This is a genomic window from Pseudocitrobacter sp. 2023LY-00077, from assembly GCF_055796175.1.
On record NZ_JBSPEI010000001.1, the window covers coordinates 20,858 to 44,652 of the forward strand.

Below are 23,795 nucleotides of genomic sequence, written 5' to 3' on the forward strand. Positions count from 1 at the left end.
AGACGACAATTTTTCCTGAAAGTGGCACGCATTTTTTTCAGTGAAGGTCGTTAAGCAAATGGCGCAGCAGCAGGGGAATGGGCCTCCCTGATGCTACACTTTTTCCACCTTCGCGCCACAAAGCGGTACCGCTGACGTCTAAATGCGCCCATGGGATACCTTGTGGGCAGAAGTGGTGCAGCAGCCACGCGGCGGAGGCGCTGATGGCGGCATTATTCCCCGGTGTATTACACAAATCGGCAATCGCGCTGTCGGTCTGTTTTTTCAGGCGTGCATCCAGAGGCAGCGACCACACGTCATCGCCGCTTTGTTCCCCGGCGTGCGTCAACGCCTGACGCAGATTTTCATCCTGGGTCATTAAACCACTCAGCTCGTAGCCTAACGCCTTGACCACCGCGCCGGTGAGCGTTGCCATATCAATGATGTATCGGGTATGGGGATGACGCTGGCTGGCCCAGGCGATGGCGTCGGCCAGCACCAACCGACCTTCGGCATCGGTGTTATTGATTTCAACCGTTAACCCGTTACAGGCGCGCGTCACACTGCCCGGTTGCATCGCATCGGGCCCGATGGCGTTCTCCGCCAGCGCCAGTACACCCATCACCCGCACCGGCAGCGCCAGCGTGGCGATGGTCAACATTAGCCCCAGAACGTTGGCGGCACCGCACATGTCGTACTTCATGGTATACATGCCAGCGCCTTCTTTCAGCCACAGACCGCCGGTGTCGAAGGTTATCCCTTTGCCCACGTAACTGCGTACCGGGCCTTCTTTTGCGCCTTCATAATGAATCGCTAACAGGCGTGGCGGGCGAGCGGATCCTTTCCCCACGGCATGCAACAATCCCAGCCCTTGCTCAACGATGGCCTGTTCGTCGAGAACTTCGCAGCGCAATGCCGGAAAGGCGGTGCAAAGTCGCTGCGCCTCGTCGACGACAAACTGCGGGGTACATTGTTCAGATGGAATATCAGCCAGTCGACGGGCGGCGATCATGCCATAGGCAATGGCGTGTTCTTCGCGGATTAATGCTTCCAGCGATGGTTTCTGTTCCTCGTGACAATAGAGGCTGAGCTGGGTGACGCGTAAGTGATTGGTCGTTTTCTTTAGCCCCAGATCGTCCAGGTTATGCGCCAGGTTGAAGATGAAACGCACCGCTTTTCTCACCACAACGAGATGTGGGGCATATGAACAATCCAGCACGACATGCTCGCTACGCGGCGCGGCCAGCAGAGGGCGCAGATGATTAACCAGCGTATCGGTTAGCGTATCCTGCCAGTCGCTTTGCGGCACGATGGTCAGGCGGGCCAACGGCGCGCAGTGAAACGTGGTATCCGCAAGCTCACCCGTCTCGGCTTGTGCGCTCATTTCTTGCATTAATAACGAGGGGAGTGCATTCGCGAGCGGGCTACCTGCTGTGGTGATGAGATGGCTTTTTGCCACAATCTCCTGGTGAGATGTCAGTAATCGATAGTGAATCATAAATTATTCCTCAATCGGAGCCCGGATACGCGCAGCGTAGGCCTGCATCCACGCATCATCGACGGGATAACAAACGGTTTTTCCTTGTACGCGCTCGGTGCGAAAAACAGTTAGCGGCTGGTTTTCCGTCGCAACCACGAAGGAGAAGGTTTGAATATTGGTGGCCGCGCCAAACTCACCTCGCGCGTTCATGCAGACGACAGACAGGTCGCCCGCTCGCCCGAAGCGCGACATCAGCTTGTCTTCCAGCTCCTGGACGACGGAATCCGCTGCCTGCTGTGGCGCCATGCCCTGCGCCATGCGGCGAACGATTTCGTAGCTGGCGCAGCCTTTCATGAGATCTTCCCCGACGCCGGTGGCCGTTGCGGCGCCAACTTCACTGTCGCAATAGAAACCGGAGCCGATAACAGGTGAATCGCCCACGCGTCCGCGTTTTTTCATAAACAGGCCGCTGGTGGAAGTCGCGACGCTCATTGAACCCTGTTTATCCAGACCGATGATGCCGACGGTGTCATGTCCATCGTACGGGCTTAGCCCTTTATCGAGCGTTTCGCGGCAGCGTTTACGATAGTGTTGAAGCGCGCGTTCGGTGAGCATCTTTTTATCGGCAAAACCCTGGCTTAACGCCCATTCCCGTGCGCCTTGCCCGACCAGCACACAGTTGTAGCGTTGCCGTCCAAGGGCATGCGCCACGCGGACCGGGTTCGCGATGTCGACCAGATTAGCTACCGCGCCAAAGGCCAGCGTATCGCCATCCATCCAGGCGGCATCCAGCTCAACGTCGCCATTTTCTGTTGGCAATCCACCGTAGCCGACGGATTTATAAAACGGAAAATCCTCAACGGCGGCAACCGCTTCTACGACCGCGTTGCCAGCGCGATGACCCTGCATCAGGGCAGTGGCGGATTCCGTTACGCCTTCCAGCGCCATTCTCCAGGTGGCAATAATTCCCCACATTGTTTACTCCTGTTTCGCCAGTTCGTTTGCGGCGTCGTGATGCGATTGAATTTCTGCGGCGCGGTACTGGTTATCCAGAATGCGCATGAAAGGGAGATAGAGCATGGCACCAATCAGCAGGTTCACTATCTGCATCAGACAGCCAGAAAGATGCCCGGTAACAATGAAACCGCTGATGACCGGCGGTAGCGTCCAGGGAATAAAGACCCCGGTGGTCACCGCGACGATACCGATTTTCATTGCTACATACTGCACCGTCACCAGTACCAGTGGCACCAGGTTAAATGGAATCAGCATGATGGGGTTCATAATGACCGGCAGGCCAAACAGAATCGGTTCGTTGATATTAAAGACCGAGGCCCCGGCTCCCAGCCGGGCGACCTCGCGCATATTTTTACTGCGGGCAAAAATGAGCATCGCAATCACCAGGGATAACGTCGCACCTGCGCCGCCCATCCAGATCATGTCGAAAAACTGCTCGGTGATGATGTGCGGTGGCGTTGCGCCGGCCTGAATAGCAGCGAGATTATCCGTTTGGTTTTCCATCCACAGCGGACGAATAATGCCGTTAATCATGGAGCCGGAGTTGATCCCGACGGACCAGAGGATGGTGATACTGAACACTGTCATCAGCGCACCAAAGTATGACGTGCCGTAGTGACGAACCGGCGTCGCAACCACTTCATAAATAAACTGATGAATGGTGCGGTAGTGGGTGTTGTCAAAACTAATACGAATAGCCAGCACGATAATCATCACGATCAGCGCCGGAATCAGCGCGGCGAAAGACTCCTGAACCGCCGGAGGAACGCCTTCAGGCATCTTGATCACCAGTTTTTTGCGTTTCAGCCAGCAGAAGAGTTCCGTCCATAGCAAGGAGCCAATCATGGCGACAAACAGGCCTTTGGTGCCAATCCATTCGACCGGCACCACGGTGATCCCGCCGTTGTCGGCGACTTTGATAAACGGGGTAAGAATTAAGAAGCAAACCAGCGCGAGGATCCCACTGGAGATTCTGTCCTCTCCATAGTGTTCCGCCAGGCGAAAGGCCACCAGAAAGCTGATGAACAGCGACATCGTGGAAAAGACGGCGCTGAAGGGAATTTCAACGATGCTGCTCCAGTTATCACCAAAGGTGCGAGACATAAACAGCTGGTAAGGCTGGTTAGGGAACGAGGAGATAACCAGCAGAATAGAGCCGACGATAATAAAGGGCATAAAGGAGACGTAGGCACCGCGAATGGCGCATAAATGGCGTTGCTGCGCCGCTTTTGCCGCCAGGGGCATGAGTTTTGCTTCAAGAAATCCCAGAACATTGTTCATTGTGAACTCCGTACAAGATTAAGGGCAGGGAGGTGTGTTATGTATCAGGATTATTGAAGAATTCCTCGCGCAGAACGGTGAAATGAGTCACATTGCGTTGGGTTTAATCATATTAATCTCATATGATTAGTTACGTTTTATTGCGGAGATAGCCATGGAAATTAAGCTGCATGCCAATGCCACCACCACGCCGCGTATACGTCGCTATCTACAACAATCGAACAAAAGCGACCGTGAGCTGGCGAAAGAGCTGGGTATTTCTGTGACAACCGTCCGCCGCTGGCGTCACCGCGAGCAAATCAATGACCGACAAACCACACCCGGCGTGGTACACAAAGCTCTGAGACCTGAACAAATTGCCTTGATAAATATCTTACGTGAATGGCTGCGTGCGCCGCTGGATGAACTGCTATTTCTCGTCGTCGAGGGGCTGGGGATTTCGGTTTCGCGGGCGACGCTGAATCGCTATCTGAAGCCTGTCAGACGCGGCCAGGTGGCTGCGCCATTACAGGGGAAAAAAGCGCTAAAGGCGGGGCTGCATGCGAATTCATTGCAGCTGCATTATGTTTTCCTGCCGCTGCACATGGATGATGGCGGCGATCATCACTTACTGTGGGCGCAGGAACCTGTCAGCGGCTGGCTCTATGCGCACATCTACTCAGGTATATCTCAACAACGGGTGGTTAACTGGCTGGAAGACGCGCTAATTCGGTGTCCGGCTGATATTCAATCTGTTGAGACAGATGATTGTAAGTGGTTTGAGGCGTCGACAGAAACGACAATCGGCAAGTGCCTGGCAGCAAAAAGTATTGAACACCGTGTGTCATCGCAACAAACAATGTTGTGGGGAGAGTTTTCGACACCGCCGCTGAGAGAGCTCTATCCGGCATTCAAAGATAAGACGCTTGATGAGGTATTACAGCACCTCTGTGAACTATGGAATTCGGGGAAAGGGCAGAAAAAACTGGGTGAATGCACGCCGCAGCACTTTCTTAAAGCGCTGCGGCAAACTCACACTAGCTAACGATTTCCAGAACCTGCTCCGGCGGGCGGCCGATTCGCGCCTGGCCATTGCTGACCACAATCGGGCGTTCAATCAGCTTCGGGTTCTCAACCATCGCCTGAATCAGCTGCGCTTCAGTCAGTTGGCTATCGGCCAGATTGAGTGATTTATAGAGATCTTCTTTCTGGCGCATCAGTTCGCGGGCGCTGCTCATGCCCAGCATTTGCAGCAGTTGCTTGATGCCTTCGGCATCCGGCGGCGTTTCCAGATAAAGCACTACTTCCGGCTCAACGCCGTTGGCTTTCAGCAGGCTTAAGGTTTCGCGGCTCTTGGAGCAGCGCGGGTTGTGGTAAATTTTTACCGCATCAGTCATAAAATCTCCCGTGTGTCTGACATTTTTCGTTCCCGATTTACATTTTCGTATAAGGGCGGAAACGTTCCTGTAATTGACGAAGCTGGTCGATACGCGCGTCGTAGCGGGCCTGTTCCAGGCTTCTGAGTTTGACCTGGGCGCTGGCACTACTGAGCAGAGATATCGCCTGATCGAGCCGTCCGACTAGCGCCATATTTTCGGCTCTGGCTGCCAGTTCCTGATCGCGATGGCCCAGTTTGGCCTGCGCCTGTGCCAGCAGTTCCCAGCCGTTGGTGTCGTCTTTATAGGTAAACGTGTAGCGGTTAAGGATGGTCACCGCTTCGGACGCCTGGCCTGCTTCCAGCAGGGCGTTGGCCAGGTTGAGCTGCAGCACCGGGTTCGTGCGCAGGTCGCGCGCGCTTTTCAGGCGGGTAATGGCGTCGGCGGCTTTGTTCTGACCGAGGTCGATATCGGTCGCCAGGTCAAGATACCATGGGTTTTGCGGGTCGGCGGCCAGCAGCGGACGCAGCAGGCTGCTGGCCTGCGCGTTGTTCTTCGCTTCCATCGCCTGAAGCGCACGGCCATACTGCGCGGCATTTTGTTCGCGAATATTGCCCTTCGACCAGGCATCGATCAGGTCACTGGTCAGCTGATTTTGCCCGGAGTTATACATCCCAAGCGTACGCGCTTTCGCCAGATAGAAATCGGCGGAGGATTGCACCACCATCGGTTTCATCTGGTTGGCGCGGTTACGCGCATCGGCCAGACGGCTTTCTGGCAGTGGGTGGGTCAGCAGCATTTCCGGTGGGCGTGAGGAGTAGCGCGCCTGGTCGAGCAATTTATCCATAAATGCCGGCATCGCCTGCGGGTCGAAGCCGGATCGTTGTAACACCTGAATGCCGATACGATCCGCTTCTTCTTCATTCTGACGGGTAAAGCTGATCATGCTCTGTTGCGTACCGGCGAGGGTACCGCTCAGCGCCGCCATCCCGGCCTGCGGGCTGGCCATCGCCAGCAGAATTGAGCCTAATGCGCCGACCCAGGTGAGCGGGGCGTTACGTTTCTGGTCTTCCATCGCACGCGCCAGATGGCGCTGGGTGACGTGGGAGATTTCGTGCGCCATGACCGATGCCAGCTGGCTTTCATTATCGGAATAGCGGAACAACGCCGAGTGCAGCACCACGTTCCCGCCGAAGAAGGCGAAGGCGTTGATATCGTCGTTGTTGATTAAATAGAAGTGGAACGGCGTACGCACCGACCAGGCGTGCGACACCAGACGCATACCCAGCGTATTGATGTACTGCACCAGCAGGGGGTCATTAATCAGCGGCGCGCTGCCGCGCAGCTGGCGTACGTAGAAATCCCCCATTTGCATCTCCTGACCAATGGAGAGCGTGCTTCCTGCGGAGGTGCCCATATCTGGCAACGTATCAGCGGCATCGGCAAAAGCGGGTGCCGCCTGGCCGAGTGTGAGCGTTGCAATAAGGGATGCCACCAGCGTTTTTTTCAACTGCCTGAACATAACCTCTGTCCTGTAATGTGGGATTTTTCAGTTTGACCGACAGGGCGGCGTTACGTTCCCTGAATGGCTGTTTGGGCAGTTTATCTGGCCTCAAAGAGGTTGAAAATGATATTCACATAACTTTTGCTGTTTGTGTCTATAAATAGAAAAAGCGAAGTCTTTTCTGTGACATTTAGATACAATTCGGGCACTGTGATCCGCCAATGTGCGTCAGGGAAGTCTTTATGCTCGAAATGTTGATGCAGTGGTACCGCCGCCGTTTTAGTGACCCGGAAGCGATAGCGCTGCTGGTTATTCTGGTGGCCGGTTTCGGTATCCTGTTTTTCTTTAGCGGCCTGCTCGCGCCGCTGCTGGTGGCGATTGTGCTCGCGTATTTACTGGAGTGGCCCACCATTCGTCTGGAGAAACTCGGTTGGTCGCGACGCTGGGCCACCACCGCCGTGTTGGTCGTGTTTGTCGGTATTCTGCTACTGATGGCGTTTGTGGTGATGCCGGTAGCCTGGCAGCAGGGTATCTACCTGATACGCGACATGCCTGGCATGCTGAATAAGCTTTCTGATTTTGCCGCCACGTTGCCGCGCCGTTATCCGGCGCTGATGGACGCAGGCATCATTGATGCGATGGCAGAAAACATGCGCGCGCGTATGCAGACCATGGGCGACTCGGTGGTGAAATATTCGGTGGCTTCGCTGGTCGGGCTGCTGACGCTGGCGGTCTATCTGGTGCTGGTGCCGTTAATGGTCTTTTTCCTGGTGAAGGATAAAGAGCAGATGTTGAACGCTGTGCGTCGCGTGCTGCCGCGTAATCGCGGTCTGGCCGGGTTAGTCTGGAAAGAGATGAACCAGCAAATCACCAACTATATCCGTGGCAAGGTGCTGGAAATGGTAGTGGTCGGCGTAGCGACCTGGATAGGCTTCATTCTGTTCGGCCTCAACTATTCGCTGCTGCTTGCGGTGCTGGTTGGGTTCTCCGTCCTGATTCCCTATATCGGTGCGTTTGTGGTCACCATTCCGGTGGTGTGCGTGGCGCTGTTCCAGTTTGGCCTTGGGACCGAATTCTGGAGCCTGTTTGCGGTGTACCTTATTATTCAGGCCCTGGATGGTAACCTGCTGGTGCCGGTGCTCTTCTCTGAAGCGGTGAACCTGCATCCGCTGGTGATTATTCTGTCGGTGGTGATTTTCGGCGGGCTGTGGGGATTTTGGGGTGTTTTCTTCGCCATTCCGCTGGCGACGCTGATTAAAGCGGTGGTGCATGCCTGGCCGGATGGGCTGGTGGCCGACGAAGAGTAAATAAAAAGCCGACGCGAAAACGTCGGCTTAAGATTGCTGGCAAAGTGCGCTTTGTTCTTGCCGGATGCGGCGTAAACGCCTTATCCGGCCTACAAAATAGTGCAAATTCAAAATACTGCAGAAACCTTGTAGGCCTGATAAGCGTAGCGCATCAGGCGCTCTCTTTGAGCCAGTTCAGCACCACGTCGTGGTGATTGCTGGTTTTGAAGTCATCAAAGACGTGCTCAACTTTCCCATCGCCATCAACCAGGAAGCTGATGCGGTGGATACCGTCGTAGGTTTTGCCCATAAAGGACTTTTCGCCCCAGACGCCAAACTGTTCACAAACCTGATGATCTTCATCGGACAGCAGGGTGAAGTTCAGCAGCTCTTTTTCGGCAAAGCGGGAGAGTTTTTCCGGCTTATCGGTGCTGATGCCCAGCACTTCCACACCCGCTTTTTTCAGTTCATCCATATTATCGCGCAGACCGCAGGCCTGCACGGTGCAGCCCGGCGTCATGGCCTTCGGGTAGAAATAGACCAGTACGCGTTGTCCCAGGAAGTCGGTCAAATTTACTTGCTCGCCGTCTTGATCGGGCAAACTAAATTTCGGTGCGATGTCACCGGCTTTCAGTGGGTTCATTAGGCAACTCCATCTTGTTCGTCATGCTGGGAATGATTTATGACGTTTATACTGCCTTGTGCATTCAATTCTGTACATAGGGCTTTGAACGCTTGCTCAATATTTGATGCATTTTTCGTAGCCGGGCTATGCGCGGTTATCTGAATAAATAGCTGTGGCTGTGCATTTTCATCGCCGGGTTGGGTTCGGGAAACCAGTTCGGCAATGTTCATCTCCCATGAATCGATAAGCGCGGTGAAGCGTTCGATAATATGTGGAGAATCAGGCACCTCAACCTGCACCCACACGGTGGAAGGCATTGCCGGGCGCGGTCGCGCAGTGGTGCGCTTCATCACAATCAGCAGATCCAGTTCGGCCCCTTTCAACGGCAGAGTGGACTCAATCAGGGTGATCGCGTTCCAGCTACCGGAAAGCAACATGATGAAGGTGAACTCATCACCCAGCATGGCCAGCCTGCTGTCCTCGATGTTGCAGCCGCAGCTACTGACGTGACGCGTAATGGTATTGACAATGCCAGGGCGATCGGCCCCCAGAGCTGTAATGACCAAATAGTGTTGTAATGTGGCTGTCAAACCGGTGCTTCCTTCAAAAAGGTGAGGTATTCCCTAGGAAAGCATAAAAAAAACCGGCATACAACATTCTGAGGGGCTTCAGTCTCTTGCTTTTATTACAGTACCAAACGTACCATTGAGACTCATGTCCGCACGTCAGCACAGAGGATGGCCCCCATGTTCACGGGAAGTATTGTAGCGCTTGTCACGCCGATGGATGAGAAAGGTAATGTCGACCGTTCAAGCCTGAAAAAACTGATTGATTACCATGTCGCCAACGGGACCTCGGCGATTGTATCTGTAGGGACGACAGGAGAATCGGCGACGCTTGGCCACGACGAGCATGGCGATGTCGTGATGATGACCGTAGAGCTGGCCGATGGCCGTATTCCGGTTATCGCGGGCACCGGGGCGAATGCCACCGCAGAGGCGATAAGCCTCACCCAGCGCTTCAACAACACCGGCGTTGTCGGCTGCCTGACCGTGACCCCCTATTACAACCGCCCGACTCAGGAAGGTCTGTTCCAGCACTTTAAAGCGATCGCAGAACATACTGACTTGCCGCAAATTCTGTATAATGTGCCGTCTCGTACGGGTTGCGATATGCTGCCAGAAACCGTGGGTCGCCTGGCTGAAATAAAAAATATTATCGCAATCAAGGAAGCAACAGGGAACTTAAGTCGTGTTCACCAGATCAAAGAGCTGGTTTCAGACGATTTCATCCTGCTGAGCGGTGATGATGCCACGGGTCTGGACTTCATGCAGCTTGGCGGTCAGGGTGTGATTTCCGTCACTGCAAACGTTGCTGCGCGTGATATGGCAGAAATGTGTAAACTGGCCGCCGCTGGCGAGTTTGCGAAAGCGCGCGTCATCAACCAACGTCTGATGCCGCTGCACAATAAATTATTTGTCGAACCCAATCCTATCCCGGTTAAATGGGCGTGTAAGGAGTTGGGACTTGTAGCAACCGATACGATGCGTCTGCCGATGACACCTATCACCGACCACGGTCGTGATATCGTCGCCTCTGCAATGAAGCACGCCGGTTTGCTGTAAAGTTTAGGGAGATTTGATGGCTTACTCAGTACAGAAGTCGCGCCTGGCGAAGGTTGCGGGTGTTTCACTTGTCCTGCTGCTTGCAGCGTGTAGTTCCGACTCGCGTTATAAGCGCCAGGTGAGCGGCGATGAATCCTATCTGGATGCCGCGCCGTTAAGTGAACTTCACGCGCCGGCTGGCATGATCCTGCCGGTTCAACGCGGTGATTATAACATTCCGGTTGCTAACGGTAGCGGCGCAGTAGGTAAAGCCCTGGACATCCGTCCGCCGGCTCAGCCTCTGGCGCTGGTTTCTGGTGCGCGCACGCAGTTCACGGGCGATACAGCCTCGCTGCTGGTCGAAAGTGGCCGTAGCGGTAACCTGTGGCCGCAGGTAGTGAGCATCCTTCAGGGTAAAAACTACACCATCGATAAACGTGATGATGCCACCCAAACGTTAACCACCGATTGGGTTGAGTGGAACCGTCTCGATGAAGACCAGCAGTACCGTGGTCGTTATCAAGTCTCCGTGAAACCGCAGGGCTATCAGCAGGCGGTAGTGGTGAAACTGGTTAACCTGGAACAAGCGGGCAAACCGGTTGCCGATACCGCATCGCTGCAGCGCTACAGCGCCGAGATGCTGAACGTTATCTCTGCGGGCCTCGATCAGAACGCGACCGCCGCGCAGAATGCTTCACAAAGCGCAGCGGGTTCTACCTTCGACGTGCAGAGCGCAGCGGATGACACTGGCCTGCCAATGCTGGTAGTGCGTGGTCCGTTCAACCAGGTATGGCAACGACTGCCTGGCGTGCTGGAAAAAGTGGGCATGAAAGTGACCGACAGCACCCGTTCTCAGGGCAGCATCAACGTGACCTACAAGCCGCTGTCTGACAGCAGCTGGCAGGATCTGGGTGCCACCGATCCGGGGCTGGTCTCCGGTGATTACAAACTGCAGGTCGGTGATCTCGATAACCGCAGCAGTCTGCAATTCATCGACCCGAAAGGTCATACCCTGACGCAGTCTCAGAACGACGCGCTGGTCGCCGTCTTCCAGGCAGCGTTTAGCAAGTAATATTCAGGGCTGGAGCAATCCAGCCCTTTTTTCTGATATGATACGCAAACGTGTGCGTCGGCAGAAAAGCGGCAAGTTTATCGTTAAATCTCACCAGGAGTAATAAAGATGCAAAAGCAAGCTGAGTTGTATCGTGGTAAAGCGAAAACCGTCTACAGTACGGAAAACCCGGATCTGTTGGTGCTCGAATTCCGTAACGATACGTCAGCAGGGGACGGTGCGCGCATCGAGCAGTTCGATCGTAAAGGCATGGTGAACAACAAGTTCAACCACTTCATTATGACCAAACTGGAAGAAGCGGGTATTCCTACTCAGATGGAACGTCTGCTCTCTGACACCGAATGTCTGGTGAAAAAACTGGATATGGTGCCGGTAGAGTGCGTGGTGCGTAACCGTGCGGCAGGCTCGCTGGTGAAACGCTTAGGGATTGAAGAAGGTATCGAACTGAATCCACCGCTGTTCGACCTGTTCCTGAAAAATGATGCGATGCATGACCCGATGGTCAATGAATCTTACTGCGAAACCTTTGGCTGGGTGAGCAAAGAAAACCTCGCACGTATGCAAGAACTGACCTTCAAAGCCAACGACGTTCTGAAAAAAATGTTTGATGATGCGGGCCTGATCCTGGTCGATTTCAAACTGGAATTTGGTTTGTTCAACGGTGAAGTCGTACTGGGTGACGAATTCTCACCGGACGGTAGCCGTCTGTGGGATAAACAAACCATGGATAAAATGGATAAAGACCGTTTCCGCCAGAGCCTGGGCGGCCTGATTGAAGCTTACGAAGAAGTGGCGCGTCGTCTGGGTGTTAACCTGGACTGAGTCTCCTGAGTCACTGCATCGCAGAGGGTGCCTGCACCCTCTGAATTTCCCCGTTATTTCCTGTGGTAATCCTCGTCTGAACCGCCTACGATCATAACTATAATTAATAGGATAGGTTCGAGGTAGATATGCGTTGGCAAGGTCGTCGCGAAAGCGACAATGTTGAAGACAGACGAAATGATTCCGGTTCGCCGATTTCAGGCGGCGGGCGAAACATTCGTATTCCCAGCGGGAAAGGCGGCATCATTCTGTTGATTGTCGTGGTTGTCGCGGGCTATTACGGCGTCGATCTCACGGGCTTTCTGACCGGAGAACCTGTATCACAGCAATCCTCCCAACAACGGACCGTTAGCCCTCAGGATGACGAAGCCGCTAAATTCACCTCAGTAATACTTGCGACCACCGAAGATACTTGGACCCAGCAGTTTGAAAAAATGGGTAAAACCTATCAGGTGCCGAAGCTGGTGATGTATCGCGGCGCGACGCGTACGGGTTGTGGCACCGGCCAGTCGGTCATGGGTCCCTTCTATTGCCCGGCGGATACCACGGTATATATCGATCTCTCTTTCTATGATGATATGAAAGAGAAACTGGGCGCGGATGGCGACTTTGCTCAGGGCTATGTGATTGCTCATGAAGTAGGGCACCACGTGCAGAAACTGCTGGGTATCGAGCCAAAAGTCCGTCAGATGCAGCAGAATGCGTCCGAATCACAAGTGAATCAACTCTCTGTGCGTATGGAACTCCAGGCGGACTGCTTCGCCGGTGTTTGGGGCCATGCGATGCAGCAGCAGGGCGTGCTTGAGCCGGGCGATCTGGAAGAAGCGCTGAACGCGGCACAAGCGATTGGCGACGACCGTCTTCAGCAGCAGGGCCAGGGGCGCGTCGTGCCGGATAGCTTCACGCACGGCACATCACAGCAGCGTTATACCTGGCTGAAACGTGGCCTGGATAGCGGTGACCCGGCGCAGTGCAACACGTTCGGCAAAACGCTGTAATTTAATGAATCGCAATCATGGATGAACTTTTAACCCTCGCGCCGCGCATGGCGCAGGAAGGTGTACGCCGCTTGTTGGTTATCAGCGGCGAGTCACACTGGGCACAGCAGCAGGCACAAGCCTTTCGTGATACCGCTCAGTCAGACGTACTGTGGGTGGGGCCCGAAGCGCAAGCGGAACCGTACTGCGCGCCAGCAAAGCTGGTAACGCTGCTGGGGCGTGAGTTTCAGCACGCCATCTTTGATGCCCGCCAGGGTTTCGACGTTTCCGCTTTTGCTGCACTCGCTGGCACGTTGCGCGCCGGAAGCTGGCTGTTGTTGCTGGTGCCGGAATGGGCGCGATGGCCTTATCAAGCGGATACCGATTCCCTGCGCTGGAGCGACGCGCCAGAAGCGATTGCCACGCCGCGCTTTGTGCACCATTTTTGCGATGTATTGCGCGAAAGCCCGGAAGCACTGCTGTGGCGACAGGGAGATGCCTTCCCGGAGGTCAATTTTCCCTCGCGCCCACACTGGCTGCGCGCCAGTGGTGAGCCGGATGCGGAACAAGCCACGATCCTCAACGCGCTGGCGGGTAATCCCGCGCGCGTGACCGCCATTACCGCCGAGCGCGGGCGTGGCAAATCGGCACTGGCGGGGATGCACATCCGCAGCCTGAAGGGGCGAGCTATCGTTACCGCGCCGACGCGGGCATCTGCTGACGTCATTGCTGCTTTTGCCGGCGAGCGTTTTCACTTTATGGCGCCGGACGCCCTGCTGGCTTCTACTGAAACCGCAGACTGGCTGGTGGTGGATGAAGCCGCCGCTATTCCCGCACCACTGCTGGAACAACTTGCCTCACGATTCCCACATCTTTTACTGACCACTACCGTTCAGGGCTATGAAGGCACGGGACGGGGATTCCTGCTGAAATTCTGCGCACATTTTCCCGCGCTACGGCAGTTTACGCTCAACACGCCCGTTCGCTGGGCTCAGGGCTGCCCGCTGGAAGCTGTGGTGAATGACCTGCTGATTTTCGCTGACGATAGCTTTACCGTTTCCCCGTCCGGCCCGTTAAGTTTCAGAGCGATAGAACAGGCGCAATGGCTGTCGGAACCTAAGCTCCCCACGGCGATGTATCAGCTACTGTCCGGTGCGCACTATCGCACCTCACCGCTCGATCTCCGGCGGATGATGGATGCACCGGGGCAACATTTTATCGCCGCCGACACGCCGAACGGCCTGGCAGGCGCGCTATGGCTGGTGGATGAGGGCGGATTGAGCGCCGAATTAAGTCAGGCGGTATGGGCGGGGTTTCGTCGACCGCGCGGTAACCTGGTCGCGCAGTCGCTCGCCGCGCACGGCGGTAGCCCGCTGGCGGCAACATTGACTGGTCGGCGCATTAGTCGGGTGGCAGTGCATCCATTGCGCCAGCGCGAGGGCATGGGTTCCGCGCTCATCGCTCGTGCCTGTGAGCAGGCCACCGGCTGCGATTATCTCTCCGTTAGCTTTGGCTATACCGAAGCACTCTGGCAATTCTGGCAACGCTGTGGCTTTACCCTGGTGCGCATCGGCACGCAACGCGAAGCCAGCAGCGGTTGTTATGCGGCGATGGCGCTGTTCCCGCTCACCGATGCCGGAAATCAGCTGACGCAGCATGAGCATTTACGTTTATGCCAGGAGTGGCGCTGGCTGCAAGGGTGGGTCGATGAGAAATTGACGCTCCCGAATGGGCCGGAGGCTATGCTTAATGATGAAGCGTGGTGGGATCTGGCGGGGTTTGCATTCGCCCATCGCCCGTTGCTGGCTACGCTGGGTAATCTGCACCTGTTGGTCTCGCTCAGCCCGTTGCCGTTGTCGGCGCTGCGCCGCAGGCTACGACGAGAAGGGGAGGCTGAACTTTGTGCGGCGCTTCGCCTTCACGGACGAAAATCGCTGCTTATCCGACTACGGGAAGAGGCCGCCCAGGCGATGTTTGGGCTTAATCACGCGCGAACCGAACAGCTTCGTGAACGGATAAAGCAGGTGCAATTTTTTTAACTATCTCATTCAGTTAAATGGCATGGTCATTCTTTCCGGCCAGCGTAAACTGAGCGGTAACAAAGGAGATAGCCATGAAACACGATCATTTTGTCGTTCAAAGCCCCGCTAAACCCGCGCAACAGCTGCTGCTGCTGTTCCATGGCGTGGGTGATAACCCGGTGGCAATGGGGCAAATTGGCAGTTGGTTCGCACCGCTGTTTCCTGATGCGCTCATTGTGAGCATTGGTGGCGCAGAGCCTTGTGGTCCGGCTCCGGCGCGTCAGTGGTTCTCTGTGCAGGGCGTAACCGAAGAGAATCGTCAGGCGCGTGTTGATGCGATTATGCCAACCTTTATCGAAACCGTACGCTACTGGCAAAAGCAGAGCGGCGTCGGCCCGCTGGCAACCGCATTAATTGGTTTCTCGCAAGGCGCGATTATGTCGCTTGAGAGCGTCAAAGCGGAACCCAATCTGGCGTCCCGCGTTATTGCCTTTAATGGCCGTTATGCGACGCTGCCTGAAACCGCATCGACAACGACGACGGTGCATTTGATTCACGGTGGTGAAGACCGGGTTATCGATCTTGCGCATGCTGTGGCGGGTCAGGAAGCCTTACTGGCAGCAGGCGGAGATGTAACGCTGGATATCGTAGAGGATCTGGGGCATGCGATTGACGAACACAGTATGCAGTTCGCGCTCGATCATCTGCGCTACACCATTCCGAAACATTACTTCGATGAAGCGTTAAGCGGCAGTACGCCGAAGAATGACGATCTCATTGAGATGCTTTAAAACAAAACGGGCCGGATTTCCGGCCCGTTTGTTATTACGGTTTTTTCGACTGATCGTGCTTCGGCCAATCGTCGTCTTCGTCCCACTTCGCGTTGTTATCACGATGGGGAGGAAGATCCGGCTTATTGGCGAGGAATTTCTTGTGATCGACGCGGTTGAGATCTTTAATCACGTTGATCATCACGCCAATCAGAAACACCAGTACCAGAATCCACCAGTATTTTGACAGCCAATCCATGTGCGTTACCTCTTAAATGTGTTGTCAGGCGACAAGCTGTTCCATAATGCGCTGATACATCCGCGCCAGCAGTTGCAAATCGGCAGCGTTCACACATTCATTGATTTTATGAATGGTGGCGTTGACTGGACCCAGTTCCACCACCTGTGCGCCCATTCTGGCAATAAATCGACCATCCGATGTGCCACCCGTCGTCAACAGTTGCGGTTTAATTTCATTATAGTGCGCAATGGCGTTGACCACCGCGTCGACCAGTTTACCGCGTTCGGTCAGGAACGGCTGTCCGGAAATCCACCATTCAACGCTGTAGCGCAGCTGATGTTTTTCCAGCAGGGCAATCACGTGCTCCTTGATCATTTCATCGGTCAGTTCGGTGCTGAAACGGAAGTTAAATTGTACGAACAGATCGCCAGGAATCACGTTGTTGCTGCCGGTACCGGCCTGAATGTTTGCCACCTGCATGCTGGTCGGCGGGAAGAATTCGTTACCCTGATCCCACTCAACTGCCACCAGTTCGTTGAGCCACGGCGCGGCGCGGTGAACCGGGTTATCGGCCAGATGCGGATAGGCCACGTGGCCCTGAACGCCGTGGATCGTCAGGTTACAGGTCATCGAGCCGCGACGACCGTTTTTCACCACGTCGCCCACCACTTCGGTGCTCGACGGTTCACCCACCAGGCAGTAATCCAGACGCTCGTGGCGCGCCATTAATGCGTCAACGACTTTCACCGTGCCATTTGTGGCGCTGGCTTCTTCATCGGAGGTGATCAGAAACGCCAGTCGTCCCTGATGATTCGGGTTCTGCGCGACAAAACGTTCGGCGGCAACCACCATGGCGGCCAGTGAACCTTTCATATCTGCCGCACCGCGGCCAAACAGCATGCCGTCGCGGATGGTCGGTTCGAAGGGCGGGTTGATCCAGCGATCGGCATCGCCGGAAGGTACGACATCTGTATGACCGGCAAAAGCCAGCGTCTCTCCCTGACCGCGCCACGCCCAGAAATTCTGCGTATCGCCAAAATCCATGTGTTCAATGGTAAAACCCGCTGCGCGCAGGCGTTCAATCATTAGCGCCTGGCAGCCCGCATCATCGGGGCTAAGGGAAGGGCGGCGAATAAGCTGCTGAGCCAGCTCAATGACCGGGCAAGACATAGACTACACCTCATTGATTAACTGCTGATGTTTGCGTGTTTTCTTCATCGGTACGAAGTCAGTTTGCGTGCTTCGTACCGAGTGTGCTGTTGCTGACAGGCGGTTTATTGACCGGCTGCCGGAGCGATGTCGGCAAGCCACTGGCTGTAACGTTCATCACTAAAACCCAGCAGCATAGGCTGTGCGGGCGCGCAGAGCAATGGGCGTTTGATGATTGCTGGCATTTCGAGCATTAGCGCCGCTGCGCTATCCGCGTTGTTGACACCGGCGCGAACGGATTCATCCAGTTTGCGCCAGGTGGTGCCACGCGTATTGAGCAGCGCCTCCCAACCCAGTTCATTTATAAAGGTGGCTAATAATTCTGCCGTTAATCCATCGGCGCGATAATCATGAAAGCGATAGGTGACCTGGTGTTCATCCAGCCAGCGACGGGCTTTTTTTATGGTGTCACAATTTTTTATTCCATAAAGGGTGATCATGTATTGGCGTCCTTATTTTTATCAATTAGCAGGTTTAATGAGAGAACAAATATACACGGAATAATCTTAGCAATCCGTATTATCAATTAATTCAGCGTGATTTCCAAAGGCTGATGAATAAAATTTCACTGGAGATGCATACTATTTCTGCCGAAAGCAGGGAAGGTAAGTTATTGGCTGGGAAGATGAACGGAAAAAAGCAGGCTTCTGATGAGGGGGAATCACGCCCCGGCTCTACCACTATGGCCGTTATAACAGCTTCTGACGTCTGTTTTTCTCCATTAAATGCGGTGCGGGTAAACTATTTCAAAATGTTGCTGTGCATCACATAATTTTATATTCAGCGGGCCCATAGTTACCGCAAGAAGTGAAAGCAGTCCTGGAGGCAACAATCATAGCAATAGGGTAAACGATCTTCACAGGCCATAAAATTCCACGTAAGATAAGCATAATAATAAGAGAGGCTGTTATGATTGAACGTGAACTGGGGAACTGGAAAGATTTTATCGAAGTTATGCTTCGTAAATGATTCCAGCATTGTGAGTTAAGGGCGCGCTGTTCTTCTTCTCATTATATGTACGGATGTACAAATAAAAAGGCGACTGACCAGTCGCCTTTTTTGTTGGCTGCGATAAGGGGTTACTCGGGCTTCTCTTTCAACGGGAAACGACGGCGTACCAGCACAAAGAACAACGGCACGAAGAAGATAGCGAGAACCGTTGCGGAAATCATCCCGCCCATCACGCCGGTACCCACGGCGTGCTGTCCGCCAGAGCCCGCGCCGGTGCTGGTGGCCATTGGCAGTACACCGAAGATGAACGCTAGCGAGGTCATCAGAATCGGGCGCAGACGCTGACGGCAGGCATCCAGCGTTGCCTGAAGCAGGTCTTCCCCTTCCTGATTTCGCTCGTTAGCAAATTCGACAATCAGTATGGCGTTCTTCGCCGATAGCCCAATAACGGTCAACAGCCCCACCTGGAAGTAGACGTCGTTCTCCAGCCCGCGCATCCAGGTTGCCAGCAGCGCGCCGATAACCCCCAGCGGAACTACCAGCATCACCGAGAACGGTACCGACCAGCTCTCATACAGCGCGGCCAGACAGAGGAACACCACCAGCAATGAGATAGCATAGAGCGCCGGAGCCTGCGCGCCGGAGAGCCGTTCCTGATAGGACATCGCCGTCCATTCGAGGCCAAAGCCCGCCGGAAGCTGGCGCACCAGATTTTCCATGATATCCATTGCCGTCCCGGTACTGACGCCCGGCGCGGCTTCACCGACAATCTCCAGCGCCGAATAACCGTTGTAACGCTCCAGACGCGGTGAGCCGGTTTCCCAGCGCGAGGTCGCAAAGGCGGAGAATGGCACCATCTGACCGGACTGGTTACGCACATACCACAGGTTGATATCTTCCGGCAGCATGCGGTATTTCGCCGCCGACTGAACGTAGACTTTCTTCACACGGCCACGATCCATAAAGTCGTTCACATAGCTTGAGCCCCACGCGGTTTGCAGAGTGTCGTTGATATCATCAATCGACACGCCAAGCGCCTGCGCTTTACGCTGGTCGATATCAACCTGCAACTGCGGGCTATCATCAAGGCCGTTGTGGCGCACGCGCGTCAGTTCCGGATTTTTGGCCGCCATTTCCAGCAACTGGTCACGCGCTGACATCAGCGCATCGTGGCCTGCCCCGGCGTGGTCCTGAAGCTCCATATCAAACCCGGCGGAACTGCCCAGGCCGCTAATGGCTGGCGGGCTGCTGGCAAAAACGCGGGCTTCATTGATCTTGTTAAACGCTTTGGTCGCACGCTCAATAATGGCGAAGGAGGTACCGGTTTTGGCGTCGCGATCGTCCCAGTCCTTCAGGCGCACAAACATACGCGCCACGTTTTGCCCGTTACCGCCAGGGCCGGAACCGATGGTGGCGAAAATCGAGGTGACGTTATCTTTCTCGTTGGCGAAGAAGTAGTCCTCTACTTTCTGCACCACTTTCAGCGTTTGCTGCTGTGTCGCCCCGCTGGGCAACTGCACAGAGGTAGTGAACATGCCGCGATCTTCCTGCGGCAGGAAGGACGTGGGCAGACGCAGGAACAGGAACACCATGCCGCCCAGCAGCAGGACATAAATCACAATCCAGCGCAGGCTGCGGTGCAGAATTTTTGCCACGCCCGATTCATAACGACGCGAGCTGGTATCAAAGACGCGGTTAAACCAGCCGAAGAAACCTTTCTTCGTATGCTGGGATTCCCCTTTATGAATGGGCTTCAACAATGTTGCGCACAGGGCAGGGGTGAGGATCATCGCCACCAGCACCGAAAGCACCATCGCTGCGACAATCGTAATCGAGAACTGACGGTAGATGGCCCCCGTGGTGCCACCGAAAAACGCCATCGGGATGAATACCGCCGAGAGCACCATTGCAATGCCGACCAGCGCGCCCTGAATTTGCCCCATCGATTTACGCGTTGCCTGCCGTGGCGTCAGCCCTTCTTCGCTCATGATGCGTTCGACGTTCTCGACCACCACGATGGCATCATCCACCAGCAGGCCGATCGCCAGCACCATCGCGAACATGGTGAGGGTGTTGATACTGTAATCGAAGGCGTAGAGCGTGGCGAAGGTACCCATTAACACCACCGGAACGGCGATGGTCGGGATAAGCGTCGCACGGAAGTTTTGCAGGAACAGGTACATCACCAGGAACACCAGCAGAATGGCTTCCAGCAGGGTTTTTACCACATCGGTGATGGAGGCTTTAACGAACGAGGTCGTTTCATAGGCCACTTTGTATTCCAGCCCGCGCGGAAAATACTCTTTGAGTTCATCCAGGCGCGCGATAACCCGTTCCGCGGTTGCCATTTCGTTGGCACCGGACGCGAGTTTCACCCCGAGGCCCGAGGCGGCATTGCGGTTAAAACGGCTCAGATAATCATATTTTTCCGCGCCCATTTCCACTTCAGCCACATCACCAAGCGTGACGACAGAACCGTCCTGGTTAACGCGCAGCGTGATATCGCGGAACTGCTGCGGCGTTTGCAGCAGCGACTGCGCGTTAATGGTGGCGTTCAGCGCCTGCTTATCAACAGAAGGCGTTCCCCCCAACTGACCGACGGCGACCTGGGCGTTTTGTGAGGAAATCGCATCGGTAACGTCCTTGGTGGTGAGCTGGAAACTATTGAGTTTGGCGGGGTCCAGCCAGATACGCATGGAGTATTGCGAACCGTAGGCATCAATATCGCCCACGCCGTTCACGCGACTGAGTGGCTCCTGAATATTACTGGCGACGTAGTCAGCAATATCCTGTTTATCCATGCTGCCGTCAGTGGAGACGAAAGCGATGGTCAGAATGTTGGTATCACCGGTTTTACGTACCGTGACGCCCTGAGTTTGCACCGCCTGCGGCAGTTTACGTAACGCCGATTGCAGCTGGTTTTGCACCTGCTGGACGGCTTCATCAGGATCGGTACCCGCAAGGAAGCTGAGCGTCACGCTCGCCTGCCCGGTAGCGCTACTTTGTGATGACATGTACATCAGGTTATCGAGGCCGGTCATGTTCTGCTCGATAACCTGGGTGACGGTGTTCTCCAGCGTCTGCGCGGACGCCCCCGGATAGTTGGCGGTGATGCGCACGTTCGGCGGAGCAAGATCGGGATATTGCTCAACTGGCAATGAAAAAATAGCCAGGGTTCCCGTCAGACATAACAGGATTGCCAGTACCCAGGCAAAAATGGGGCGATCGATGAAGAAATTCGCCATCAGGAAGAGACCTCGTTATACGTATTTTTAATGACGCCAATGCTCGGAACACTCTAGCCGCAAGGCTCCCGGCAATCGTGGAGAAATTAAGGAGATAGTGTAAATTATCATGCCGCTTTTCTGCATAGACAGGCATTTCGTCAAGATTATTACGGTCACGTTACAAGAAGTTTTCAGCGGGGATCTTGCCATTAACTGAATGAAACGTAATTTCATTTAAGATGAAATTTTTTGATCTGCCACAGCATAGTGATAAATAGTCGTCATTCCTGGGCAAATGGACATTGCCTGCTGCATAGCTCCTCGGCTAATAAATAGACCTTATAAATATAAAGCTTATATAACCCGGACAGAGGGACGCTATGAACCGTTTTATAATGGCTGACAGCCAAAAATGCATTGGCTGTCGGGCATGTGAAGTTGCCTGCGTAATGTCGCATAACCATGAACAGCATGTCTTAACGCCTGCGCGTTTTCAACCGCGCATCACCGTCTTCAAAAATCAGACGCAGCGGAGCGCGGTAACCTGCCGCCATTGCGAAGATGCGCCGTGCGCACGAAGCTGCCCGAATGGCGCTATCAGTCAACGCGATGATGCAATCCTGGTTGACCAAAGCAAATGTATCGGCTGTAAATCCTGCGCCGTCGCGTGCCCGTTTGGCACCATGCAGATTGTCCTGACGCCCGCTGCCGATGGCCGGGTAAAGGCCAATGCGCAAAAATGTGACCTTTGCGACGGGCGTGATGGCGGCCCGGCCTGCGTGGAAAACTGCCCGGCGGATGCGCTGGCGCTGGTAAGCCCGCAGCGTCTGGCCGATATGTCGAAAAACCGCCGCATGCAGGCGGCCTGTCGCGATGCCCAGCCGTGGCACAGCGAAAGTGCAGGTCAGCACTCCATCACGCTCAGTAAACGCCAGCAGATGGCGCAAACGCCCGCGCGTGGTGAAGCCGACAAACTGGCGATTGAGGCGCGCAAAACCGACTTCGCGGAAATCTACCTGCCGCTCAGTGAAAATCAGGCTCAGCAGGCTTCTTCGCGCTGCCTGACCTGCGGCGAGCACAGTATCTGCGAATGGACCTGCCCGCTGCACAATCATATTCCACAGTGGATTGACCGGGTAAAGGCCGGCGATATTGACGCGGCGGTGGCGCTGTCGCATCAGACTAACCCCCTGCCGGAAATTACCGGACGCGTCTGCCCGCAGGACCGTCTCTGCGAAGGCGCCTGCACCGTGCGTGACGAACACGGCGCGGTCACCATTGGCAACCTTGAACGCTATATTACCGACCAGGCGCTGGCGAAGGGCTGGCGACCAGAAGTGGGCCCGGTAGTGGCAAGTGGTAAACGCGTAGCGATTATCGGCGCGGGCCCGGCAGGGCTGGCCTGTGCGGATCTCCTGGTGCGTCAGGGCGTGGAGCCGGTGGTGTTTGACCGCCATCCGGAAATCGGCGGCCTGCTGACCTTCGGCATTCCGTCCTTCAAGCTGGATAAATCGCTGCTGGCACGCCGCCGCGAAATCTTTACCGCGATGGGCATTCGCTTTGAGCTGAATTGCGAAATCGGTAAAGACGTGACGATGAACGACCTGCTGGAAGAGTACGATGCGGTCTTTGTCGGCGTGGGCACCTACCGCTCGATGAAAGCCAATTTAGCCAACGAAGATGCGCCTGGTGTGTATGACGCGCTGCCTTTCCTGATCGCCAACACCAAAAATGTGATGGGGCTGAACGAACTGCCAAACGAGCCTTTCATCAACACCTCCGGGTTAAATGTGGTGGTGCTGGGCGGCGGCGATACGGCGATGGACTGCGTGCGCACCGCGCTGCGTCACGGCGCAGCAAAGGTAACCTGCGCTTATCGTCGTGACGAAGCCAACATGCCTGGCTCCAGGAAAGAGGTGAAAAACGCCCGGGAAGAGGGGGCGGAATTTGAATTCAACGTTCAGCCGCTGACGCTCGAACTGGATAAAGCGGGCAAGGTGAACGGGATTCGTTTCATCCGCACCGCGATGGGCGAGCCCGACAGCCAGGGGCGCCGTCGCCCGGTACCGATTGAGGGCAGCGAGTTTGTCATGCCTGCCGATGCGGTCATTATGGCGTTTGGTTTCCATCCACATAGCATGCCGTGGCTGAGCGCCCAGGGCGTCGAAGTGGATGACTGGGGACGCATCCGTGCAAATGTCGAAAGCCGCTATCGTTATCAGACGACTAATCCGAAAGTGTTTGCAGGTGGTGATGCGGTGCGCGGAGCGGATCTGGTGGTGACCGCGATGGCAGAGGGCCGCCATGCTGCGCAAGGGATTATTGACTGGTTAGGCGTGAAAACGCACGGCGTACATTAACGACAAAACGGGCT

Annotated in this window: 22 protein-coding genes; 11 read left to right on the top strand and 11 right to left on the bottom strand. The window is 55.2% G+C overall.

All coding sequences use genetic code 11. From position 1 onward, the window contains the following. Positions 1-37: 37 nt before the first annotated feature. Genes ACWWFX_RS00100 through ACWWFX_RS00110 form a run of 3 tightly spaced genes read right to left on the bottom strand, consistent with a single transcriptional unit; the run spans position 38 to position 3,757 of the window. Positions 38-1,477, bottom strand: a complete 1,440-nt coding sequence (locus ACWWFX_RS00100; protein WP_473222917.1) for a leucyl aminopeptidase family protein — start codon at positions 1,475-1,477, stop codon at positions 38-40. Between the two features lie 3 nt (positions 1,478-1,480). Next, positions 1,481-2,434, bottom strand: a complete 954-nt coding sequence (locus tag ACWWFX_RS00105) for a glycosylasparaginase (protein ID WP_473222918.1) — start codon at positions 2,432-2,434, stop codon at positions 1,481-1,483. Positions 2,435-2,437: 3 nt separating this feature from the next. After that, entirely contained in the window at positions 2,438-3,757 is a 1,320-nt protein-coding gene (locus tag ACWWFX_RS00110; RefSeq protein ID WP_456146181.1) for a PTS sugar transporter subunit IIC, read from the bottom strand. Between the two features lie 154 nt (positions 3,758-3,911). On the opposite strand from ACWWFX_RS00110, the gene ACWWFX_RS00115 reads away from it, so the two are divergent. Further along, positions 3,912-4,781, top strand: coding sequence for a helix-turn-helix domain-containing protein (locus ACWWFX_RS00115; RefSeq protein ID WP_473222919.1), 870 nt, complete (start codon positions 3,912-3,914; stop codon positions 4,779-4,781). On the opposite strand, the gene arsC is transcribed toward ACWWFX_RS00115, so the two are convergent. Then, complete coding sequence (arsC, locus tag ACWWFX_RS00120; RefSeq protein WP_276219447.1) at positions 4,774-5,133, bottom strand: arsenate reductase (glutaredoxin); 360 nt, start codon at positions 5,131-5,133, stop codon at positions 4,774-4,776. The genes ACWWFX_RS00115 and arsC overlap by 8 nt on opposite strands. Positions 5,134-5,170: 37 nt before the next feature. Continuing rightward, a complete protein-coding gene (bepA, locus tag ACWWFX_RS00125) occupies positions 5,171-6,634 on the bottom strand; it encodes a beta-barrel assembly-enhancing protease (protein ID WP_276219449.1) in 1,464 nt (487 codons plus the stop codon). A gap of 224 nt (positions 6,635-6,858) precedes the next feature. On the opposite strand from bepA, the gene ACWWFX_RS00130 reads away from it, so the two are divergent. Then, positions 6,859-7,923 carry an AI-2E family transporter gene (locus tag ACWWFX_RS00130; protein ID WP_015963463.1) on the top strand — a complete coding sequence of 355 codons (1,065 nt, stop codon included), beginning with the start codon at positions 6,859-6,861 and terminating at the stop codon, positions 7,921-7,923. 151 nt (positions 7,924-8,074) lie between these two features. Here the strand turns inward: ACWWFX_RS00130 and bcp are convergent, their stop codons facing one another. After that, complete coding sequence (gene bcp, locus ACWWFX_RS00135; protein WP_473222920.1) at positions 8,075-8,545, bottom strand: thioredoxin-dependent thiol peroxidase; 471 nt, start codon at positions 8,543-8,545, stop codon at positions 8,075-8,077. After that, positions 8,545-9,117, bottom strand: a complete 573-nt coding sequence (locus ACWWFX_RS00140) for a glycine cleavage system transcriptional repressor (RefSeq protein ID WP_015963465.1) — start codon at positions 9,115-9,117, stop codon at positions 8,545-8,547. Before ACWWFX_RS00140 ends, bcp begins: the two co-directional genes overlap by 1 nt. 156 nt (positions 9,118-9,273) lie before the next feature. On the opposite strand from ACWWFX_RS00140, the gene dapA reads away from it, so the two are divergent. From dapA to ypfH, 6 genes are all read left to right on the top strand, one after another. After that, complete coding sequence (gene dapA / locus ACWWFX_RS00145; protein ID WP_108473428.1) at positions 9,274-10,152, top strand: 4-hydroxy-tetrahydrodipicolinate synthase; 879 nt, start codon at positions 9,274-9,276, stop codon at positions 10,150-10,152. A 16-nt stretch (positions 10,153-10,168) separates the two neighbouring features. Next, a complete protein-coding gene (gene bamC, locus ACWWFX_RS00150) occupies positions 10,169-11,203 on the top strand; it encodes an outer membrane protein assembly factor BamC (protein ID WP_473222921.1) in 1,035 nt (344 codons plus the stop codon). A 108-nt stretch (positions 11,204-11,311) separates the two neighbouring features. Further along, complete coding sequence (gene purC, locus ACWWFX_RS00155; RefSeq protein WP_015963468.1) at positions 11,312-12,025, top strand: phosphoribosylaminoimidazolesuccinocarboxamide synthase; 714 nt, start codon at positions 11,312-11,314, stop codon at positions 12,023-12,025. 128 nt (positions 12,026-12,153) lie between these two features. Further along, positions 12,154-13,023: a KPN_02809 family neutral zinc metallopeptidase gene (gene ypfJ, locus ACWWFX_RS00160; RefSeq protein WP_276219457.1), complete on the top strand. Its 870-nt coding sequence runs from the start codon at positions 12,154-12,156 to the stop codon at positions 13,021-13,023. 8 nt (positions 13,024-13,031) lie between these two features. Continuing rightward, positions 13,032-15,041 (top strand): tRNA(Met) cytidine acetyltransferase TmcA, encoded by a 2,010-nt coding sequence (locus ACWWFX_RS00165; protein ID WP_473223133.1) that lies wholly within the window; start codon positions 13,032-13,034, stop codon positions 15,039-15,041. Between the two features lie 74 nt (positions 15,042-15,115). Next, positions 15,116-15,814, top strand: coding sequence for an esterase (gene ypfH, locus ACWWFX_RS00170; protein ID WP_015963471.1), 699 nt, complete (start codon positions 15,116-15,118; stop codon positions 15,812-15,814). 34 nt (positions 15,815-15,848) lie between these two features. Here ypfH and ACWWFX_RS00175 read toward each other — a convergent pair whose 3' ends face one another. From ACWWFX_RS00175 to ACWWFX_RS00185, 3 genes are all read right to left on the bottom strand, one after another. After that, positions 15,849-16,052, bottom strand: coding sequence for a YpfN family protein (locus ACWWFX_RS00175; protein WP_473222922.1), 204 nt, complete (start codon positions 16,050-16,052; stop codon positions 15,849-15,851). Positions 16,053-16,076: 24 nt separating this feature from the next. Beyond that, positions 16,077-17,204, bottom strand: a complete 1,128-nt coding sequence (dapE, locus tag ACWWFX_RS00180; RefSeq protein WP_276219461.1) for a succinyl-diaminopimelate desuccinylase — start codon at positions 17,202-17,204, stop codon at positions 16,077-16,079. A gap of 104 nt (positions 17,205-17,308) precedes the next feature. Further along, the gene (locus tag ACWWFX_RS00185) at positions 17,309-17,683 is read right to left on the bottom strand and encodes an ArsC family reductase (protein WP_276219463.1); all 375 of its coding nucleotides are present in this window, start codon (positions 17,681-17,683) and stop codon (positions 17,309-17,311) included. A 113-nt stretch (positions 17,684-17,796) separates the two neighbouring features. On the opposite strand from ACWWFX_RS00185, the gene ACWWFX_RS00190 reads away from it, so the two are divergent. Continuing rightward, positions 17,797-18,015 (top strand): hypothetical protein, encoded by a 219-nt coding sequence (locus ACWWFX_RS00190; RefSeq protein WP_473222923.1) that lies wholly within the window; start codon positions 17,797-17,799, stop codon positions 18,013-18,015. 137 nt (positions 18,016-18,152) lie between these two features. Further along, positions 18,153-18,212 carry a protein YpfM gene (gene ypfM, locus ACWWFX_RS00195; protein ID WP_001386977.1) on the top strand — a complete coding sequence of 20 codons (60 nt, stop codon included), beginning with the start codon at positions 18,153-18,155 and terminating at the stop codon, positions 18,210-18,212. A gap of 110 nt (positions 18,213-18,322) precedes the next feature. On the opposite strand, the gene acrD is transcribed toward ypfM, so the two are convergent. Further along, positions 18,323-21,439 (bottom strand): multidrug efflux RND transporter permease AcrD, encoded by a 3,117-nt coding sequence (acrD, locus tag ACWWFX_RS00200; protein ID WP_231826544.1) that lies wholly within the window; start codon positions 21,437-21,439, stop codon positions 18,323-18,325. Positions 21,440-21,801: 362 nt separating this feature from the next. On the opposite strand from acrD, the gene aegA reads away from it, so the two are divergent. Further along, positions 21,802-23,781: a formate-dependent uric acid utilization protein AegA gene (gene aegA / locus ACWWFX_RS00205; RefSeq protein WP_473222924.1), complete on the top strand. Its 1,980-nt coding sequence runs from the start codon at positions 21,802-21,804 to the stop codon at positions 23,779-23,781. The last annotated feature ends 14 nt before the right edge of the window (positions 23,782-23,795 follow it).

Bases quoted from the DNA above. Each gene is read 5' to 3' on its own strand.
- ACWWFX_RS00100 (WP_473222917.1), bottom strand. From the start codon at position 1,477: ATGATTCACTATCGATTACTGACATCTCACCAGGAGATTGTGGCAAAA.
- ACWWFX_RS00105 (WP_473222918.1), bottom strand. From the start codon at position 2,434: ATGTGGGGAATTATTGCCACCTGGAGAATGGCGCTGGAAGGCGTAACG.
- ACWWFX_RS00110 (WP_456146181.1), bottom strand. From the start codon at position 3,757: ATGAACAATGTTCTGGGATTTCTTGAAGCAAAACTCATGCCCCTGGCG.
- ACWWFX_RS00115 (WP_473222919.1), top strand. From the start codon at position 3,912: ATGGAAATTAAGCTGCATGCCAATGCCACCACCACGCCGCGTATACGT.
- arsC (WP_276219447.1), bottom strand. From the start codon at position 5,133: ATGACTGATGCGGTAAAAATTTACCACAACCCGCGCTGCTCCAAGAGC.
- bepA (WP_276219449.1), bottom strand. From the start codon at position 6,634: ATGTTCAGGCAGTTGAAAAAAACGCTGGTGGCATCCCTTATTGCAACG.
- ACWWFX_RS00130 (WP_015963463.1), top strand. From the start codon at position 6,859: ATGCTCGAAATGTTGATGCAGTGGTACCGCCGCCGTTTTAGTGACCCG.
- bcp (WP_473222920.1), bottom strand. From the start codon at position 8,545: ATGAACCCACTGAAAGCCGGTGACATCGCACCGAAATTTAGTTTGCCC.
- dapA (WP_108473428.1), top strand. From the start codon at position 9,274: ATGTTCACGGGAAGTATTGTAGCGCTTGTCACGCCGATGGATGAGAAA.
- bamC (WP_473222921.1), top strand. From the start codon at position 10,169: ATGGCTTACTCAGTACAGAAGTCGCGCCTGGCGAAGGTTGCGGGTGTT.
- purC (WP_015963468.1), top strand. From the start codon at position 11,312: ATGCAAAAGCAAGCTGAGTTGTATCGTGGTAAAGCGAAAACCGTCTAC.
- ypfJ (WP_276219457.1), top strand. From the start codon at position 12,154: ATGCGTTGGCAAGGTCGTCGCGAAAGCGACAATGTTGAAGACAGACGA.
- ypfH (WP_015963471.1), top strand. From the start codon at position 15,116: ATGAAACACGATCATTTTGTCGTTCAAAGCCCCGCTAAACCCGCGCAA.
- ACWWFX_RS00175 (WP_473222922.1), bottom strand. From the start codon at position 16,052: ATGGATTGGCTGTCAAAATACTGGTGGATTCTGGTACTGGTGTTTCTG.
- dapE (WP_276219461.1), bottom strand. From the start codon at position 17,204: ATGTCTTGCCCGGTCATTGAGCTGGCTCAGCAGCTTATTCGCCGCCCT.
- ACWWFX_RS00185 (WP_276219463.1), bottom strand. From the start codon at position 17,683: ATGATCACCCTTTATGGAATAAAAAATTGTGACACCATAAAAAAAGCC.
- ACWWFX_RS00190 (WP_473222923.1), top strand. From the start codon at position 17,797: ATGAATAAAATTTCACTGGAGATGCATACTATTTCTGCCGAAAGCAGG.
- acrD (WP_231826544.1), bottom strand. From the start codon at position 21,439: ATGGCGAATTTCTTCATCGATCGCCCCATTTTTGCCTGGGTACTGGCA.
- aegA (WP_473222924.1), top strand. From the start codon at position 21,802: ATGAACCGTTTTATAATGGCTGACAGCCAAAAATGCATTGGCTGTCGG.